This window comes from Bacillus cereus group sp. Bc061 (genome assembly GCF_027715825.1).
GTDB lineage: Bacteria > Bacillota > Bacilli > Bacillales > Bacillaceae_G > Bacillus_A > Bacillus_A paranthracis.
Map to the genome: position 1 here is coordinate 1 of NZ_JAQFTZ010000008.1, position 14,783 is coordinate 14,783.

Sequence of the window (14,783 nt, forward strand, 5' to 3'; positions counted from 1 at the left end):
TTCTGCAATTACTTCCACTTCTTCTGACTCTTCTGCTTCTGCAATTACTTCCACTTCTTCTGACTCTTCTGCTTCTGCAATTACTTCCACTTCTTCTGACTCTTCTGCTTCCGCAATTACTTCTACTTTTTCTGACTCTTCTGTTTCTGCAATTACTTCTACTTCTTCTGACTCTTCTGTTTCTGCAATTACTTCCACTTCTTCTGACTCTTTTGTTTCTGCAATTACTTCTACTTCTTCTGACTCTTCTGTTTCCGCAATTACTTCCACTTCTTCTGGTATTTCTACAACAATTGTTTCTTCAAGTTTTTCTTCTGCTTTGACAATCACTGATTCTTCTGGTGCTTGTTTTTCTACTTCAATAGTAGGTTGTTCTATTTCTGTACTACGTTTAATTTCTTCTGATAATATTGTATCCTCGTGCTCTACTTTAGAATCTACTAATTCCTCTTGTAGAATGTTTTTGTCCACTACATCACTTTCTTGCTTCGCATCTTCCATGCGCTCAGCAATTGTTTCATGAAGTAATTCAGCCGCTGGAACTTCCTGCGGTGCACTCATTTCTTGAACCACTTCTTTTTCTTCCACTATAGGCTCTTGGCGTTCGATTTCATAACCGTTTTTCTCTAGCCATTGATCAACAACTGACTTTTCTTCCTTTTTACTCTCTTCATATTGTTGCTCTCCTTGCTCGTTAGCAGCTCTATGACTAGAAGAAGTCGGTGCTTGTCCTTCTGAGAAATCAGATAATGTATATCCTTTTTTCTCTAACCATGCATCAACGACTGATTTGCCCTCTACAGATATTTCAAGGTCTTCTCTTTCCTTTACTTCCTCCTGCTTTTCTTCCTTTTTCTCTACTGAAGGACGGTTATATCCGTAAATTGGCGAAATCATTTCTGTTGGACGAAATGGTCTACGGTTACTTTCTTGCGCTGGTGTAGATGCTTTCTTTACGACAGGCTCTCGCTCCGGTTCATATTGTATTTCCGGCTCTTCATATGTAGAAACTACCTTCTCCACATACTGTCGTCTGCTTCTTTCCACTTTGATTCCTCTTTGAATAGGCTGATTCTCATATGTTACAGCTTGAACAGGTTGTTCTTCAAAACGCCCTGTTTCTATAACATCCTCTTCATCGAACCCATTATCCGGTACTAATGGAAAACGGCATTTACCTGCATTCCTACTTGCCATTTGTGCTTCTCTTGCTTCAGTGTAGTGGTTTACACGAGGAATTTTCGGCTGACTTTCAACTTGCTTTTGTACTTCTTTATTCATCGCTGTTTGTTCTTCCTCTTTGTTAAACAGCTTTTTCATCCAATCTAACATGCTTACCACTCTTTCTACTAAATAGTAACATCCTTTATTGTATCAGCATTCGGCAAAAAGTGCAGGTAAAATTAAGCATGTCATATTTATCCATAATATTCTAATTTACGAGTGTTTTCATATAGAAAAACGCATTCTTACATGTAAGAATGCGTTCAAGCTTTACTCTTCCGATACTCATCTACACTATCCGTTACACTTTGCACCGGTCTCAAAGTTTTTTATAATTGTTTTATAATCTCATCTATATTTCCAATATGAACGGGTTGCCACAATTCTGTACCACGCTCTGCCGTATACACTGGATACGCATCATCATCGATATTCACGAAAACTGGGTCTCCCATATCTGTTTCATATCCAATAACAATCCATTCATCTTTCCATTTTCCGTGTTCTTTACTTAGTAATGAATTTTTATGTTTATCATATCGATAACCAATTTGTCCTTTTTCTAATTCATTTTCACTAAACAAATATATCTCATAAGTACCTAACTCGATATCTTGCTGTTTTGAAGTTTCAATTCGTTTCAGAAGTTCTGCGATTTTTGGTTGTTGTTTCATACGTCTATCCCCTTCTTTTTCTAAATTTTAACTAGTTTGTTTATAAAATACAATATAGATTCAAAGAAAAAAGGTGACATTCTTATAATATGAACGATTTTTTGAATATATCTGTCACAACTCGCAATATATCAACGATTCAATAGAAAACATAGATTACCCGGCGCAAAATGAAAATAAAGAAAAGAGAGGCTGCCCAAAAGGACAACCTCTCTTTTCTTATATCAATTAAAATTTAAACTCTTGTCCAACTTCAAAGCTATCTTCTAATACAAGAATACCTTTTTCTTGTGGAGCATCTGGAAGCTCTAATTCACGTGCTGAACAAATCATTCCAGCAGAAGGAACTCCGCGAAGCTCAGCTGGCTTGATTAACATACCGCTTGGCATTACAGCGCCGATTTTTGCAACGACAACTTTTTGTCCTGCATCAACGTTTGGTGCGCCACATACGATTTGTAATGTTTCTGTACCGATTTCTACTTTACAGATGTTTAGCTTATCGGCATTTGGGTGTTTCTCTTTTTCAGCTACATAGCCTACAACAAATTTCGGAGAAAGATCTGCTTCTACTGTTTCTTCAAAGCCGTTCTTCGCTAAAATTTCGTTAATTTTTTCTACAAGTTCTTTCGTTAATGTAAGGTTACCTGTTTCTTTTACTTCTAAGTAAGAAGATGCATTAAAGATGTTGAATCCTGCTGTTTCGTTGCTTTCACGGTCATATACGCGTGCAACATCTCCTTTGCGATCAAAAGTACGGTTCTCTAAAGTAATATCTTGTAAGGCAACAATTAGAGTGTCACCAATTCCTTCAAGGTTGTAAAAAACGTTCACTTCGTTCATCCTTTCTCTTTTCCATCTGTCTTCTTCCGATTCTTCGCTAAAATGAAGATTGGTTCAAAGTCCCCATCTTCATATACGAATGAAAGTGATGTAATCGGAACATGCCCTTCGGCAAAAAATTTCATTGTCATTTGTGCAATAATATCATAACCGATTTCGTTGACGATATCAGCAATAATTAATACATCTTGGTGAGGAACAGCAACAACCATGTCACCAGAAATCTTTTCACGCATCGATTGTAGTAATGATTCGTTTAAAATACGAGTGGCATCATACCCATCATTTGTGTTTAAAAAGTAGAATGTATTACCTGCCACTGTGTCTTGTTTAAATTCATAACCTAATGAGCGAGCGTTGAATAATGCCATTTCACGCACTTGTTGCTCTGTAAGCCCTAATTTTTGTAATAAACGCTCATCAATAAGACGATATGTTTTATTCGAATCTAGCGCATAGTAAATACGTGTTTCCGCCGTATGATCCGTCATAATAAACGGATTTCCTTCTTCTGCTTGTTTCGGGAAAGAAGTAGAGCGAATAACAGGTAAAATTTTCGCCGCGCTATTTTCTTCCTTATGCATCGCAATTAACGCTTCTTGTACGTAGTAGGCAACCTCTTCAATCGCCTTTTCTTTATTCACTTCCCATTTTGCTACAACTCCTGGAAGCGATACGTTAATACCTTTTTTTGAGTCTTTCTGTTCTATACGTAGAACTTCTTTCTCACTATCATACTGAAAGTCCCATTCCGGGCGAGATAATCTCTTCATTAACTCGTCTTTCATCTTTTTACTTGTCATCTTCATCTCTTTTTCCTCCCTTCCAAAAAAATAACCTCCCCCGCGAAGGTAGAGGTTGTTTTACAATTCAATTGGCAAATTGCCTTATTTTAAACCTTCAATGAACTCTTCGATTTGTTCTTGTGTTTTACGATCTTTGTTTACATAGCGACCTGTTTCTTCACCTTTATTGTACGCTACAAAGCTCGGAATGCCAAATACGTCTAATTTTACGCATAGATCAATAAACTCATCACGATCTACGTAGTAAAATGAGAAATCACTATATTTCTCTTCTACTTCTGGCATAAATGGATCTACGAAGCGGCAGTCTGGACACCATTCTGCTGAGAACATAAAGATTACATTCTCTTCATTTTTTAACTCTTGGAATTGCTCCATGCTTTCTAATGATTTCATCTATATTTCCTCCTCTAACGAGTGCATTTTTTCATGTTATAATCTTTCCTTTATACTACCATACATCGCGCACGGTGCAAGGTTTATGCTTGCTTTTCATCATACTTATATTGCCCAACAAGTAACTTAACAACGTGTACAAATAATTCCGTACGGTCCACATAATCATCCGTAAAAATACCGATAGCACCTTCATGACTACGAATATCTTTTCTCTGTACAAACTCTTCCATCACTTCACTTAACTCCTTGCCCTCTTCAAGAGGTGCTAAAAAATCATCCGGTAACGTAATACGCGCCCCGCCGGCAACGAATGTTTTACCATCACTTGTTGCTAGTGCGCCCCAATTACACATAAATAAACCGTACTCCGTTTTCATCACGCCGCCTTCTAGTCCAATGCCAATTTGAGCTTCCCCTTCCTCTAGCGCTCGCTTCGCTCTATTGATCGCTCCTTGCATCGTCTCTTCATCTGAAAACGGTTGTGCTGCTACTCCTGAAGGAACAGAAAGAGATGTAATTTCGGCATCTTTCCAAACCTTCTCCACAGCTCCAACCTTCGTTTTATTCTTCGATCCAACTACTACTTTCATTTCATTCACCTCTATAAAAATTTATCATTTTCCCTTAATCAAATTGTTCTTTATACACGGGAGCACGGCCACCACACATCGCTTGTTTGTCTCTTCACTCTGAAAAAGAAGAGTTTTTCTCACAACATTGCGGACCTCGAACTCAAAAGCAACCTTACTCTCACTTCCTACCCGGGGTTTTAATCCCCGTACGAGAATCAATTAAGCACTGACCGCTACCATATATCGCTCGAGCATCTATTCAATCTAAAAAAAGAAGGGTTTTTCGCCCTTCTTCTCTACGCGTTATTCTTAATTGTCTCTAACGTCGTTTTATCTGTTGCTCTTACAAGCTTCGTAATTAGTTCTTTCGCTGCTGCATAGTCATCAACATGTAAAATAGAAGCATGTGTATGAATGTAGCGTGCGCAAACACCAATCACTGCTGATGGGATACCTGAGTTACTTGTATGTACACGGCCCGCATCTGTACCACCTTGTGAAATAAAGTATTGGTACGGAATGTTGTGTGTTTCTGCTGTATCTAAAATGAATTCGCGCATTCCTCTATGCGTTACCATCGTACGGTCATAAATACGAAGAAGAGCACCTTTTCCTAATTGACCGAACTGTGTTTTGTCACCAGATGCATCGTTAGCTGGACTTGCATCAAGCGCATAGAAAATATCTGGTTGAATCATATTTGCAGCAGTTTGAGCACCGCGAAGACCAACTTCTTCTTGTACAGTCGCACCAGAGTACAATGTGTTTGGTAATGTTTCGTCTTTTAATTCTTTTAGTAATTCGATTGCAAGGCCACATCCATAACGGTTGTCCCAAGCTTTCGCCATAATTTTCTTTTCGTTTGCCATCGGCGTAAACGGGCAGATTGGCACGATTTGTTGTCCTGGTTTTACACCAATTTCAATCGCATCTTCATAGCTATCTGCGCCTATATCAATTAACATATTTTTTATATCCATCGGTTTTGCACGTTGCGCGTCACTTAATAAATGAGGAGGAATAGAACCAACAACCCCAATAACAGGGCCATTCTTCGTCATAACTTGAACGCGCTGAGCTAATAGTACTTGGCTCCACCAGCCGCCTAAAGGTTGAAAACGAAGCATTCCGTTTTTCGTAATTTGCGTAACCATAAAACCTACTTCATCCATATGACCTGCTACAAGAACACGCGGGCCAGTTTCGTCCCCTTTTTTCAGACCAAATACACTACCTAAACCGTCTTGTACAATTTCATCTGCATATTTGCTTAATTCTTGCTTCATAAAACGGCGTACATCATGTTCGAAACCTGATGCACCTTGTAATTCTGTTAACGTGCGAAATAATTGTAATGTCTCTTTATTCACGAAGTCCCCTTCTTTCAAACCTTAGTAGAATACCTCTTTTATTGTAACGAAATTTTCGAAATGTTTCTAGTTTCTTCTTTTTTAGCTGTATTTGCTTTATAATTATTATCGGTACACTATTTTTATTTTATAGAATTGAGGTGAATATATGAGCTGGAAAGGTTTAGTAGCAGGTCTTGGCGTTGGGTTCGCAGCTGGTTATTTCGTTGCAAACAAAGTACAAGAACAATCCCATATTTCTTCAGAAAAAGCATTGAAAATGGTAAAACAAGCATTAAGTCATAAAGGTGAAATTACTGGCTCTTGGGTACATATGGTTCCAGAGACATTTGAAAAATATGATGTCGCGTATGAAGTGTATCGCGGCGGTCTTACAACGATGTTAAATGATATACAAGAACGATTTGAATTTTTAGTTGATGCTAAAACAGGTACTGTTTTAGAGGTTATAGCAGCATAAAAAGGAGGGTTCCCATTAGGTGAACCTCTTATTTTTTAATTGCAGATAGTGCTTGAAATTATATCGGCGTTTTTTCGAATATATCGGCTGCAACTCCAAATATATCAGCGATTTTTGAAATATATCGACCGTAACTCAAATTATATCGGCGTTTTTTGAAATATATCGACTTACCGACAAAAAACGACAACAAAAAGGAGACTGCTCCAACAGACTGCTGGAACACCCTCCCATTTTTATGCTTCTATACCCGTTTTCCGTTCTATTTTTTCTACGATATGACCTTCCTCATTCCACTTTACTGCGCGATAATACGCGTCATGATAAAAAGTGAACCAAGCATCGTTTTCAGCACCATACTTCATCCACTTTTGCTTATTTTCAATCGATGTCATCGGATAATCATCATAAGCCATGACCCATAATACATTTTGATGGGCGTGCGTCGGCAATAGGTCTGCTAAATGCAGCATCGTTTCCCCTTTGCTTTCTAAAGCGATCACTGCGTGTCCGTCACTATGGCCGCCCGTATGCGCCATTTTTATTTCATCCGTAATTTCTATTTCTTGCTGAAACGTAATAACTTGGTCTACAATTGGCTCCCAATTTTCCTTCCAATATGTATTACGGGATCTAATATTTGGATTTCTCATTTCATTCCACTCTGTTTCACTTACGTAAACTTTTGCATTTGGAAAAGTTGGTACAAGTTGATCACCTTCCCATTTCGTTAAACCAGATGCATGATCAAAGTGAAGGTGCGTCATTAAAACGTAATGAATATCTTCAGGCTTTAGTCCCATCTTTTCTAAAGAATTCTCAACTGACGACTCTTCCGTTACACCTTGATTCCGCTTCATCTTTTCATTCAATTTACCATTTCCTATACCAGAATCAATGAGCATGTTGCCATCTTTCGTTTGTAAAAGTAACGGATCTGTTCGTAAATAAATATGATTTGTATCATTATGTTTATATTTACGTGACCAAAGTACTTTCGGCACAACGCCAAACATTGCTCCTCCGTCTAAATGTGTGTTCCCACCTTTTAGCCACGTCACTTTTATATCTCCAACTTGTAACTGTTCCATTTTTCATCCCCCTTTTCTTTTAATACTAACATAAAATTCTGATTATTTTAGACACAAAAAAACCTATGCATTACTGCATAGGCTCTGTACGATATTTTGCTTCTACTCGGTAAATGCGATGACCTTTACTAGAGAATTTCTCTTCGTACTCAGTCATAATGTTACCTTCAAAGTCGCTGTTATGAAGATCTAAGCTTAAGTAAGTTAGTAACATACCATACTCCGCCATACTCATAAGAGAATATTCAAATAAACCTTGGTTATCTGTTTTGAAATGAATTTCTCCGCCTTCTACTAACACTTCTTCATAATTGCGTAAAAACGTTTTGTACGTTAAACGACGCTTCGTATGACGTTTCTTTGGCCATGGATCTGAGAAGTTTAAATACACGCGATCGATCTCACCTTTTGCAAAGAAAACTGTTAAATCTTCAGCATCTTTATTAATTAACTTTAAGTTCGGTAATTCTTCTTCAATTAATTTATCAAGTGCGTCTACAACAACACTTGTGAATTTTTCAATTCCAATATAATTAATATGTGGATTGGCTTTTGCCATATCATACATAAAGCGGCCACGACCTGTACCTACTTCGATGTGAATGGGTTGCTCATTTCCAAATACTTCTTTCCAGTTACCAGCGCGCTCCTCTGGGTTTCCGATTACGATATGTGAATACTCATTAATTCGATCCATTGCATATGGTTTATGTCTTAAACGCATAGATGTTTCCCTCTCTTTACATAGCTATTTTAAAGGAATAATTCCTTCTTTCTGTTTTTAATCAATCTACCAAACAAAAAACCAAGTACGTACGAGCACTCGGTCCGTTTCTTTCAAGTATAAGATGTACCATTTTGATAAAAACTACATACAGCATTAAACATTCCATGACGAAACAGCTTTTTCTCTTACTTTTCTAAGAAGAGAAAAACAATCGAAAGGATGATCCGTTCATGCCAATTAATCAACAACATCAATTAGAAGTGCTGAAAGATATTTTAGTCAATCACCAAAGTGATTGTTGCGGGACAGTTTCTGAATGCGAGCAATTAGAGCGTCTCATTCAATCGTTACTCGCAAACGATAATATAAGTAGTGACGCTAAAGCAATGCTAAACGATGTATATTCTTATAGTCAATCGGGTAAATCTTCCTCTAATTTGGACAACCACATTTCCAATAATCAAGAACAACTTACTCAGTGGATTGCTGGAATGGACAATTTTTCTTAAGTATTACTCTGAAGCAAGTAGTTGCTGTAAATATTGATGCCAATATTCAGCTTCTGCTTGCTGTTTTTTTGTTGTATGCCATTGAATAGACAAAATCGTTTGTGCTATCACATACCATCTCATACGTTTAAGCAGCGATTCATCCATTTCAATATCATAGTAACCGAGCCACTCACTCCATTCTTGGCGCGGAATGTACCAATATAATAACATACCGAGGTCTAGAGCTGGGTCAGCAATTACAGCTCCATCCCAATCAATTAAAAACAACTCATCTTCATCCGACAATAGCCAATTGTTATGGTTTACATCACAATGGCATACAACGAATTCATTGTATTCAATATCTTTTAATGAATCCATTAAATATTGAAGACCTTGCTGAATTGTTTCCTCATCCCTTATATCTCCTCTTAAAACAAGTTGCAGTTGTTGTAATAACTCTTGTGCGTGAAGCGGCTGCTTCCCAAGTCTCTGAATCATCTGCACAAGTGCTTTAGAGGAGTGTATTTTCTTCAAAAGTTTCGCAACACGTTCTAGTTTCATATCCTCTGGCTCTAACTTCTGTCCCGGAAGCCATTTTTGAGCAGAAATTACATCACCGTTCGTTACCCTTCTTGTCCAAAGTAATTTTGGAACAATTCCTTCTGCTGACAATACCGCTAAAAAGGGCGATGTATTCCGCTTTAAAAATAACTTCTGTTGTCCGTTTTGCGCAATATATGCATCGCCCGTTACTCCACCAGCCGGTACAAGACTCCACTCTTTTCCTAATAATTGTTCCAACCATTCCATATTCATTACCCGTTAACAAATCCTTATCTTTTATAGTTATGAAAAGAAAAACCGCAACATTTCTACACATGTTGTGGATTCATATATATTTTACTGTAAATGAAAAGAAAACTTGGCATAAGCCAAAAATTCTCTATTTTATTTTACAAAACCAGCCATAGAATGACAACTTATCAAAATCGTCACCTTTGTCAATTCTACATTTATTACATTCTCATCGTCAAGTAGCGATTTGTCACATTATCGTCAATATATACGTGCTAATCGGAGCGAGCCTAAGTTCCTTTCCTCTAAATGAAGAAATTGGCTCTATTTTCGCTTGCTTTTCGTTTACTAGCACATGCCACGTTTCTTCTTTCGGCAGTTGCACCGTTTTCGCTTCTAAACTGCTATTAAATAAAACGACAATTTCTTTCCACGGTCCAAACGACTCTACATTTTCTAAATGATATGCAAGTACTTCTGGAGATGTTTGCAAAAAAGTCATATACTTTTTTATTAGGTCTGCATTTTGTAACCGGAATGCTCCGTGCTCTTTACGAATCGCAATTAAACCTTTTATATAGTTAACGGTCTCTATTTCTTTCTCTTTTTGATCCCAATCTAATTGATTAATTTCATCATTTGCATTATAACTATTTTCATTTCCTTGCTTCGTACGATAAAACTCTTGCCCAGCATGTAAGAAAGGGATGCCTTGCGACAGAATCACCATTGCAGTTGCTAGCACGTGACGTTTTTTCAAAATCTCTTCCGACTCTTCATTACTGCGCATTAGTTTATCCCACATCGTCATATTGTCATGACATTCTACATAGTTAATGCTTTGCACAGGCTCTAGAAACAAACCTGTTTCTTTCATACTCAAAAGGCTTCCTGATGCAATATACTGCAAATGATTACAGTCTACATACCCACCAAATGCAAAACCACGTTTATTTATATGAAAGGTACTCCCTTTTATCCCATCACGAAATTGATCATTAAATTGCGCAATATGCGGCATTTTCTTTGCGTTATTTAACGTTGCTTTTTCCTCTAGAGGAAGTGGTGTTTGTAGATCCCATCCTTCTCCTAATAGCAGTGCATCTCGCTTTATGTTTCGCACTTCTTTTTCTATTATATTTATTGTATCAACATCTAAAATTCCCATTAAGTCGAACCGAAATCCATCAACATTGTACTCTGTAAGCCAATATAAAATAGACTCTACAATGAATTTCCTCATCATTTTCCGTTCAGATGCTATATCATTTCCGACTCCCGTCCCATTAGAAGGCATACCATTTTCACCATGACGAAAATAATATCCTGGAACAAGCTTTTCAAATGACGATAGCTCTCTTTCATACACATGATTATATACAACATCTATAATCACCCTAATGCCATGCTCATGAAATGTTTCAATCAGCTGTTTACACTCTACGATCCTGTTATACGGGTCAGAAGGATTTGTAGCATAAAATCCCGTTGGTGCGTTGTAATATAATGGATTGTAACCCCAATTATACGCAGAGGAAGGGTTTGCCTCATCTACACCACCGAAACAATATAAAGGTAATAGTTCAACATGTGTAACACCTAAATCTTTTATATGAGACAAACCTGTTAACGTCCCATTTTGTCCTGTTGTTCCTTCTTCCATTAGCCCTTTATATGTTCCTTTTTTACTCACTCCACTATTCGGATGAATAGTAGCATCACGAATATGCAGTTCATACAATATGGCATCTGTCATTGCTTGTAAAGGTGGTAATTGCCCTCGCTTTGTTACATTCGTCTTTTCCAAATCAATAACAACGCCGTACTTCCCATTTACAGTCACTGATTTTGCATAAGGATCCACAGCTTCGTTCCATATTAAATTTATACAAACAAGAAATGTATACTTTTCTCCGGCTAAATCGCCTTGTAATGTATGAGCCCATACCCCATTTTCTTCTCTGTGCATTTCGTGATCGGTATATTCTTTATCACTTTTATAAATTCTTACTTTCGCAAGCCTCGCAGTTGGAGCCCATACTTTAAATGTAGTTGCTTCCTTTTGGTGTACTGCCCCTAAATCTGTACCTTCGTAATAATACTTTTCATCGAAAATCGCTGTTCTTATGACAGCACCTATTTGTAAATCTGTTTCTTCATTCCGTTCATCTCGTACTGTATAATACTTCCCCACATCTAGCGGCTCTTCTATAAAGCACTCATACTTCGTTGCATCCGGAAGCGCAATTGTATGAGCAATCGGTAAATCTTTCACGTTACTTCCTTCTTGCAAACGAAATGTCCGACTTGTTCCATATGCATGTGGGAGCAAAATTGTAATTTTATTCATTTCATCTAAATAGGCATCAAATGGACGTTTTACTTTCAACATAAAAAAATCACCATCATTCTTAAAGTTAAAATGAAACGAGCTGCAAATGATAAGGCTTTTCTTATCAGCGAAGCCCTATACAGTAACACATTATTCTTTATAGTATATTCACCTGTATAAAAAACGTTTTCATACATTCTATTTTTGTAATTTTATTTCAGCAATTGCTTTATATTTCGGTGTCTCCTTTACGTGAGATTCGTATAAAGTAATCGTATCCGCTTGAAATGATATTTCAGGCACTTCCTTTATATGTTCTAAATTAAACTTTTCTTCTCCTACCCATTTACGTGCAACAGTAATATGCGGATGATATGGGCGCGTTTCTAAAGAAAATCCATTCTCTTCACACATAACATGTACTCGCTTTTGCAATTGAAACAAATCTTGATTTCCTCTTACCTTTGCCCAAAAAATACGCGGCCTGTCTTCCATACCAAACGTTGAAAATCCTTGTAATGTGAACGATAGTTCTTTCATTTGTATAAGTGTTTGTAATCCATTCTTTATTCCTTCTAATTGTTCCTCTGTCGCACTACCTAAAAACGAAAGGGTAACATGATAGTCTTCTTTATGTACCCATGAACGAAATGGTAATTCCTCTTGCATTTCCTCTTTATAGTTAGACAGCATTTCTTTTATATGATTTGGTAACGTAATCGCGACAAAATAATGCAGTTCCATGTACATCTTCTCCTTCTTTCTATTGTTGCTTTTCTTTCTTATCTCATTCCATTAAAAAGAATCCAACTTCCCTACAAGTCTAACCAAGTTCAGGTCGCGTTAATAGATGAAATGATATCGACATTTCGACAAGGAACATCTGCTTACCAACAAACGACACGTAATAGAAAACCGTCCCAAAGAATGTATCGGGACGGTCTTTTATTATTTATATATCCATTACTTCGCTAATTCATAAATTGCTTGCGCGTAAATTGCTGTTGCTTTTAATAAGTCTTCAATTTCAATATACTCATCTTTTTGATGCGCAAGTTCTTCTTTTCCAGGGAACAATGGGCCAAATGCAACACCAGCTTTTAACGAACGAGCGTAAGTACCACCGCCAATTGCTAATAGTTCTGCTTTTTCACCTGTTTGTTCTTCATATACGCGCTGCAACGTACGAATTAATACGTGGTCTTTATCAACGTGATGCGGACGAGAGTTTGAATAATCAGCTACTTCAAATCCATGAGTACCCACATATTCTTTTAACTTTGCAATCATTTCTTCAAAGTTAGTCGTAACTGGGTAACGTACGTTTAATCCTAAATTGCCACCATTTTCTTTCGTATAAGAAAGGCGACCAACATTCACTGTTAACGGACCACTAACCTCATCTTTATAAGCGATAGTAGCCTTTTCACCATAAATATCACCAATAAATGTTGCTGCTACAAATGTCGCAAACGATTCCCCTTTTCCATCAAGAGCAACTTTCGTTAAGAAGTTTGCCAGTAATAAACCTGCATTTTCTCCTTTTTCAGGAGTAGATCCGTGAGCTGAAACCCCTTTAATTTGCAACGTTACTGTATTACCTTCTACAATTGCTTCACCTATTTTTTTAGCAGTTTGTAAATACTCTTCATATGCTACTGTAAGTGCACTTACATCCTCTCCTGTAACAACCGCTTCTGCAAAATCAGGAACCATATTTAAACGGCGACCTGACTCAAATGAAACAAGTTCATATGTACCTTTCTTCTCTTCACTACCATTTTGCACAACTTGTATATCAGAAATTCCTTTTTCTGCATTAATAATTGGAAAGTCCGCGTCTGGCGCAAAACCGATTGTTGGCATTTCTTCGTTTTTAAAGTAGTGATCTACACATTTCCAATTGCTTTCCTCATCTGTTCCTAAAATCATACGAACACGTTTTGAAAGAGGTAAACCTAATTCTTTCACAATTTTCATCGCATAGTAAGCTGCCATCGTTGGGCCTTTATCGTCAATTGCACCACGTGCAAAAATCTTTCCATCGCGAATATCTGCACTATATGCAGGAGTCGTCCAGCCATCTCCTTCTGGTACAACATCAACGTGACAAAGAATACCTACTAATTCTTCTCCTTGTCCCATTTCAAGATGACCTGCATACCCTTCTAAATTTTTAGAAGTAAAGCCTTCCGTTTCTCCTTTATGTAACATGAAAGATAAAGCTTTTTCTACACCTTCACCGAATGGTGCGCCCTCTTTCGCCGATTCTTCTTCCCATACACTTTTAATTTGTAAAAATTGTTGTGTATCACGAATTAAATCATCTTTTCGTTTTGCAACTTCTTCTGTCCAATTAATTGCTGACATCACGCATCCATCCTTCACTATATTGTTTCTTTCATCATAACAAACCGAAATCTCTTATGCCATATACGAAAACCAAATACCGAACAATTGTAATATTTCAGATATTTCTTATTAGTTTTTCTTTTATTTTTTCAAAAAAATTTGCAGGAATTTGGCGTTTTACGTAGAATTTTATGTGTTAGTTGACTGACCATATATACAATGTCAACTACCAATATTTTTCTATATGAATATTTGTTAAATTTCTGTAAAATTTAAGTAGATTAAAGCATGAATTTTATCATGTAGAGTACAATGGTAGTAACGACCTTCTTTCCTGAATGGGGTCAAAAAAACTAGTAGAGGAGTGGTTTTCTCTTGAAACCTACAACTACTCGTATGCTAACACGCATTAAATCAATTTATATGTACATCAATGAAAACGGAACGGTAACGACGAAAGACCTTGTAGATGAGTTCGGGATCACACCGCGAACGATACAACGTGATCTAAATGTGTTGCAGTTTAATGAACTCGTGTATAGCCCTTGCCGCGGTAAGTGGACAACAACAGGAAAGAAAGTGAGAATGACCTCATAACGAAAAATAATTGTATGTAAATAAATACATACCCCTTTCTAACTCAT

General features: G+C 37.2%; 15 protein-coding genes and 1 pseudogene. 3 read left to right on the top strand and 13 right to left on the bottom strand.

What is annotated here, in order from left to right; all coding sequences use genetic code 11:
- The 7 genes and pseudogenes from PDQ40_RS20990 to PDQ40_RS21020 all read right to left on the bottom strand — a co-directional run.
- A pseudogene (locus PDQ40_RS20990) lies at nt 1-1,332 on the bottom strand (DNA translocase FtsK); the annotation flags it as partial.
- A gap of 221 nt (nt 1,333-1,553) precedes the next feature.
- Nucleotides 1,554-1,898: a hypothetical protein gene (locus PDQ40_RS20995; protein WP_000813335.1), complete on the bottom strand. Its 345-nt coding sequence runs from the start codon at nt 1,896-1,898 to the stop codon at nt 1,554-1,556.
- 228 nt (nt 1,899-2,126) lie between these two features.
- Nucleotides 2,127-2,741 carry a YtpR family tRNA-binding protein gene (gene ytpR, locus PDQ40_RS21000; RefSeq protein ID WP_001006759.1) on the bottom strand — a complete coding sequence of 205 codons (615 nt, stop codon included), beginning with the start codon at nt 2,739-2,741 and terminating at the stop codon, nt 2,127-2,129.
- A complete protein-coding gene (locus tag PDQ40_RS21005; protein ID WP_000784613.1) occupies nt 2,738-3,550 on the bottom strand; it encodes a DUF1444 domain-containing protein in 813 nt (270 codons plus the stop codon). Before PDQ40_RS21005 ends, ytpR begins: the two co-directional genes overlap by 4 nt.
- Nucleotides 3,551-3,628: 78 nt before the next feature.
- Complete coding sequence (locus tag PDQ40_RS21010; RefSeq protein WP_000838188.1) at nt 3,629-3,943, bottom strand: thioredoxin family protein; 315 nt, start codon at nt 3,941-3,943, stop codon at nt 3,629-3,631.
- 83 nt (nt 3,944-4,026) lie between these two features.
- Nucleotides 4,027-4,536 carry a DUF84 family protein gene (locus tag PDQ40_RS21015; protein WP_000869929.1) on the bottom strand — a complete coding sequence of 170 codons (510 nt, stop codon included), beginning with the start codon at nt 4,534-4,536 and terminating at the stop codon, nt 4,027-4,029.
- A 278-nt stretch (nt 4,537-4,814) separates the two neighbouring features.
- A complete protein-coding gene (locus PDQ40_RS21020; RefSeq protein ID WP_001031510.1) occupies nt 4,815-5,888 on the bottom strand; it encodes a M42 family metallopeptidase in 1,074 nt (357 codons plus the stop codon).
- 148 nt (nt 5,889-6,036) lie between these two features.
- On the opposite strand from PDQ40_RS21020, the gene PDQ40_RS21025 reads away from it, so the two are divergent.
- Nucleotides 6,037-6,348, top strand: coding sequence for a PepSY domain-containing protein (locus PDQ40_RS21025; RefSeq protein ID WP_000118540.1), 312 nt, complete (start codon nt 6,037-6,039; stop codon nt 6,346-6,348).
- A gap of 236 nt (nt 6,349-6,584) precedes the next feature.
- Here the strand turns inward: PDQ40_RS21025 and PDQ40_RS21030 are convergent, their stop codons facing one another.
- Together PDQ40_RS21030 and trmB are read right to left on the bottom strand one after the other, a co-directional pair.
- On the bottom strand, nt 6,585-7,439 hold the full coding sequence (locus PDQ40_RS21030; RefSeq protein WP_270691618.1) for a YtnP family quorum-quenching lactonase: 855 nt from the start codon (nt 7,437-7,439) through the stop codon (nt 6,585-6,587).
- Nucleotides 7,440-7,509: 70 nt separating this feature from the next.
- Entirely contained in the window at nt 7,510-8,163 is a 654-nt protein-coding gene (gene trmB, locus PDQ40_RS21035) for a tRNA (guanosine(46)-N7)-methyltransferase TrmB (RefSeq protein ID WP_001239380.1), read from the bottom strand.
- 233 nt (nt 8,164-8,396) lie between these two features.
- Here trmB and PDQ40_RS21040 point away from each other — a divergent pair, with 233 nt between their 5' ends.
- Nucleotides 8,397-8,675: a YtzH-like family protein gene (locus tag PDQ40_RS21040; protein WP_001122234.1), complete on the top strand. Its 279-nt coding sequence runs from the start codon at nt 8,397-8,399 to the stop codon at nt 8,673-8,675.
- Between the two features lie 3 nt (nt 8,676-8,678).
- Here PDQ40_RS21040 and PDQ40_RS21045 read toward each other — a convergent pair whose 3' ends face one another.
- From PDQ40_RS21045 to pepV, 4 genes are all read right to left on the bottom strand, one after another.
- Nucleotides 8,679-9,476 (bottom strand): phosphotransferase family protein, encoded by a 798-nt coding sequence (locus PDQ40_RS21045; protein ID WP_001055736.1) that lies wholly within the window; start codon nt 9,474-9,476, stop codon nt 8,679-8,681.
- A gap of 229 nt (nt 9,477-9,705) precedes the next feature.
- Nucleotides 9,706-11,847: a type I pullulanase gene (gene pulA / locus PDQ40_RS21050; RefSeq protein WP_270691619.1), complete on the bottom strand. Its 2,142-nt coding sequence runs from the start codon at nt 11,845-11,847 to the stop codon at nt 9,706-9,708.
- A 138-nt stretch (nt 11,848-11,985) separates the two neighbouring features.
- Nucleotides 11,986-12,531, bottom strand: a complete 546-nt coding sequence (gene thpR / locus PDQ40_RS21055; RefSeq protein ID WP_000418993.1) for an RNA 2',3'-cyclic phosphodiesterase — start codon at nt 12,529-12,531, stop codon at nt 11,986-11,988.
- Between the two features lie 219 nt (nt 12,532-12,750).
- Complete coding sequence (pepV, locus tag PDQ40_RS21060) at nt 12,751-14,157, bottom strand: dipeptidase PepV (protein WP_001274276.1); 1,407 nt, start codon at nt 14,155-14,157, stop codon at nt 12,751-12,753.
- 357 nt (nt 14,158-14,514) lie between these two features.
- Between pepV and PDQ40_RS21065 the strand changes: the two genes are divergently transcribed.
- Complete coding sequence (locus tag PDQ40_RS21065; RefSeq protein WP_000805512.1) at nt 14,515-14,736, top strand: DeoR family transcriptional regulator; 222 nt, start codon at nt 14,515-14,517, stop codon at nt 14,734-14,736.
- The last annotated feature ends 47 nt before the right edge of the window (nt 14,737-14,783 follow it).

Excerpts from the sequence above, each read along its gene's own strand:
- PDQ40_RS21015 (WP_000869929.1), bottom strand. The coding sequence starts at position 4,536 with ATGAAAGTAGTAGTTGGATCGAAGAATAAAACGAAGGTTGGAGCTGTG.
- PDQ40_RS20995 (WP_000813335.1), bottom strand. The coding sequence starts at position 1,898 with ATGAAACAACAACCAAAAATCGCAGAACTTCTGAAACGAATTGAAACT.
- trmB (WP_001239380.1), bottom strand. The coding sequence starts at position 8,163 with ATGCGTTTAAGACATAAACCATATGCAATGGATCGAATTAATGAGTAT.
- PDQ40_RS21005 (WP_000784613.1), bottom strand. The coding sequence starts at position 3,550 with ATGAAGATGACAAGTAAAAAGATGAAAGACGAGTTAATGAAGAGATTA.
- PDQ40_RS21030 (WP_270691618.1), bottom strand. The coding sequence starts at position 7,439 with ATGGAACAGTTACAAGTTGGAGATATAAAAGTGACGTGGCTAAAAGGT.
- PDQ40_RS21040 (WP_001122234.1), top strand. The coding sequence starts at position 8,397 with ATGCCAATTAATCAACAACATCAATTAGAAGTGCTGAAAGATATTTTA.
- ytpR (WP_001006759.1), bottom strand. The coding sequence starts at position 2,741 with ATGAACGAAGTGAACGTTTTTTACAACCTTGAAGGAATTGGTGACACT.
- PDQ40_RS21010 (WP_000838188.1), bottom strand. The coding sequence starts at position 3,943 with ATGAAATCATTAGAAAGCATGGAGCAATTCCAAGAGTTAAAAAATGAA.
- thpR (WP_000418993.1), bottom strand. The coding sequence starts at position 12,531 with ATGGAACTGCATTATTTTGTCGCGATTACGTTACCAAATCATATAAAA.
- PDQ40_RS21045 (WP_001055736.1), bottom strand. The coding sequence starts at position 9,476 with ATGAATATGGAATGGTTGGAACAATTATTAGGAAAAGAGTGGAGTCTT.
- pulA (WP_270691619.1), bottom strand. The coding sequence starts at position 11,847 with ATGTTGAAAGTAAAACGTCCATTTGATGCCTATTTAGATGAAATGAAT.
- PDQ40_RS21025 (WP_000118540.1), top strand. The coding sequence starts at position 6,037 with ATGAGCTGGAAAGGTTTAGTAGCAGGTCTTGGCGTTGGGTTCGCAGCT.
- pepV (WP_001274276.1), bottom strand. The coding sequence starts at position 14,157 with ATGTCAGCAATTAATTGGACAGAAGAAGTTGCAAAACGAAAAGATGAT.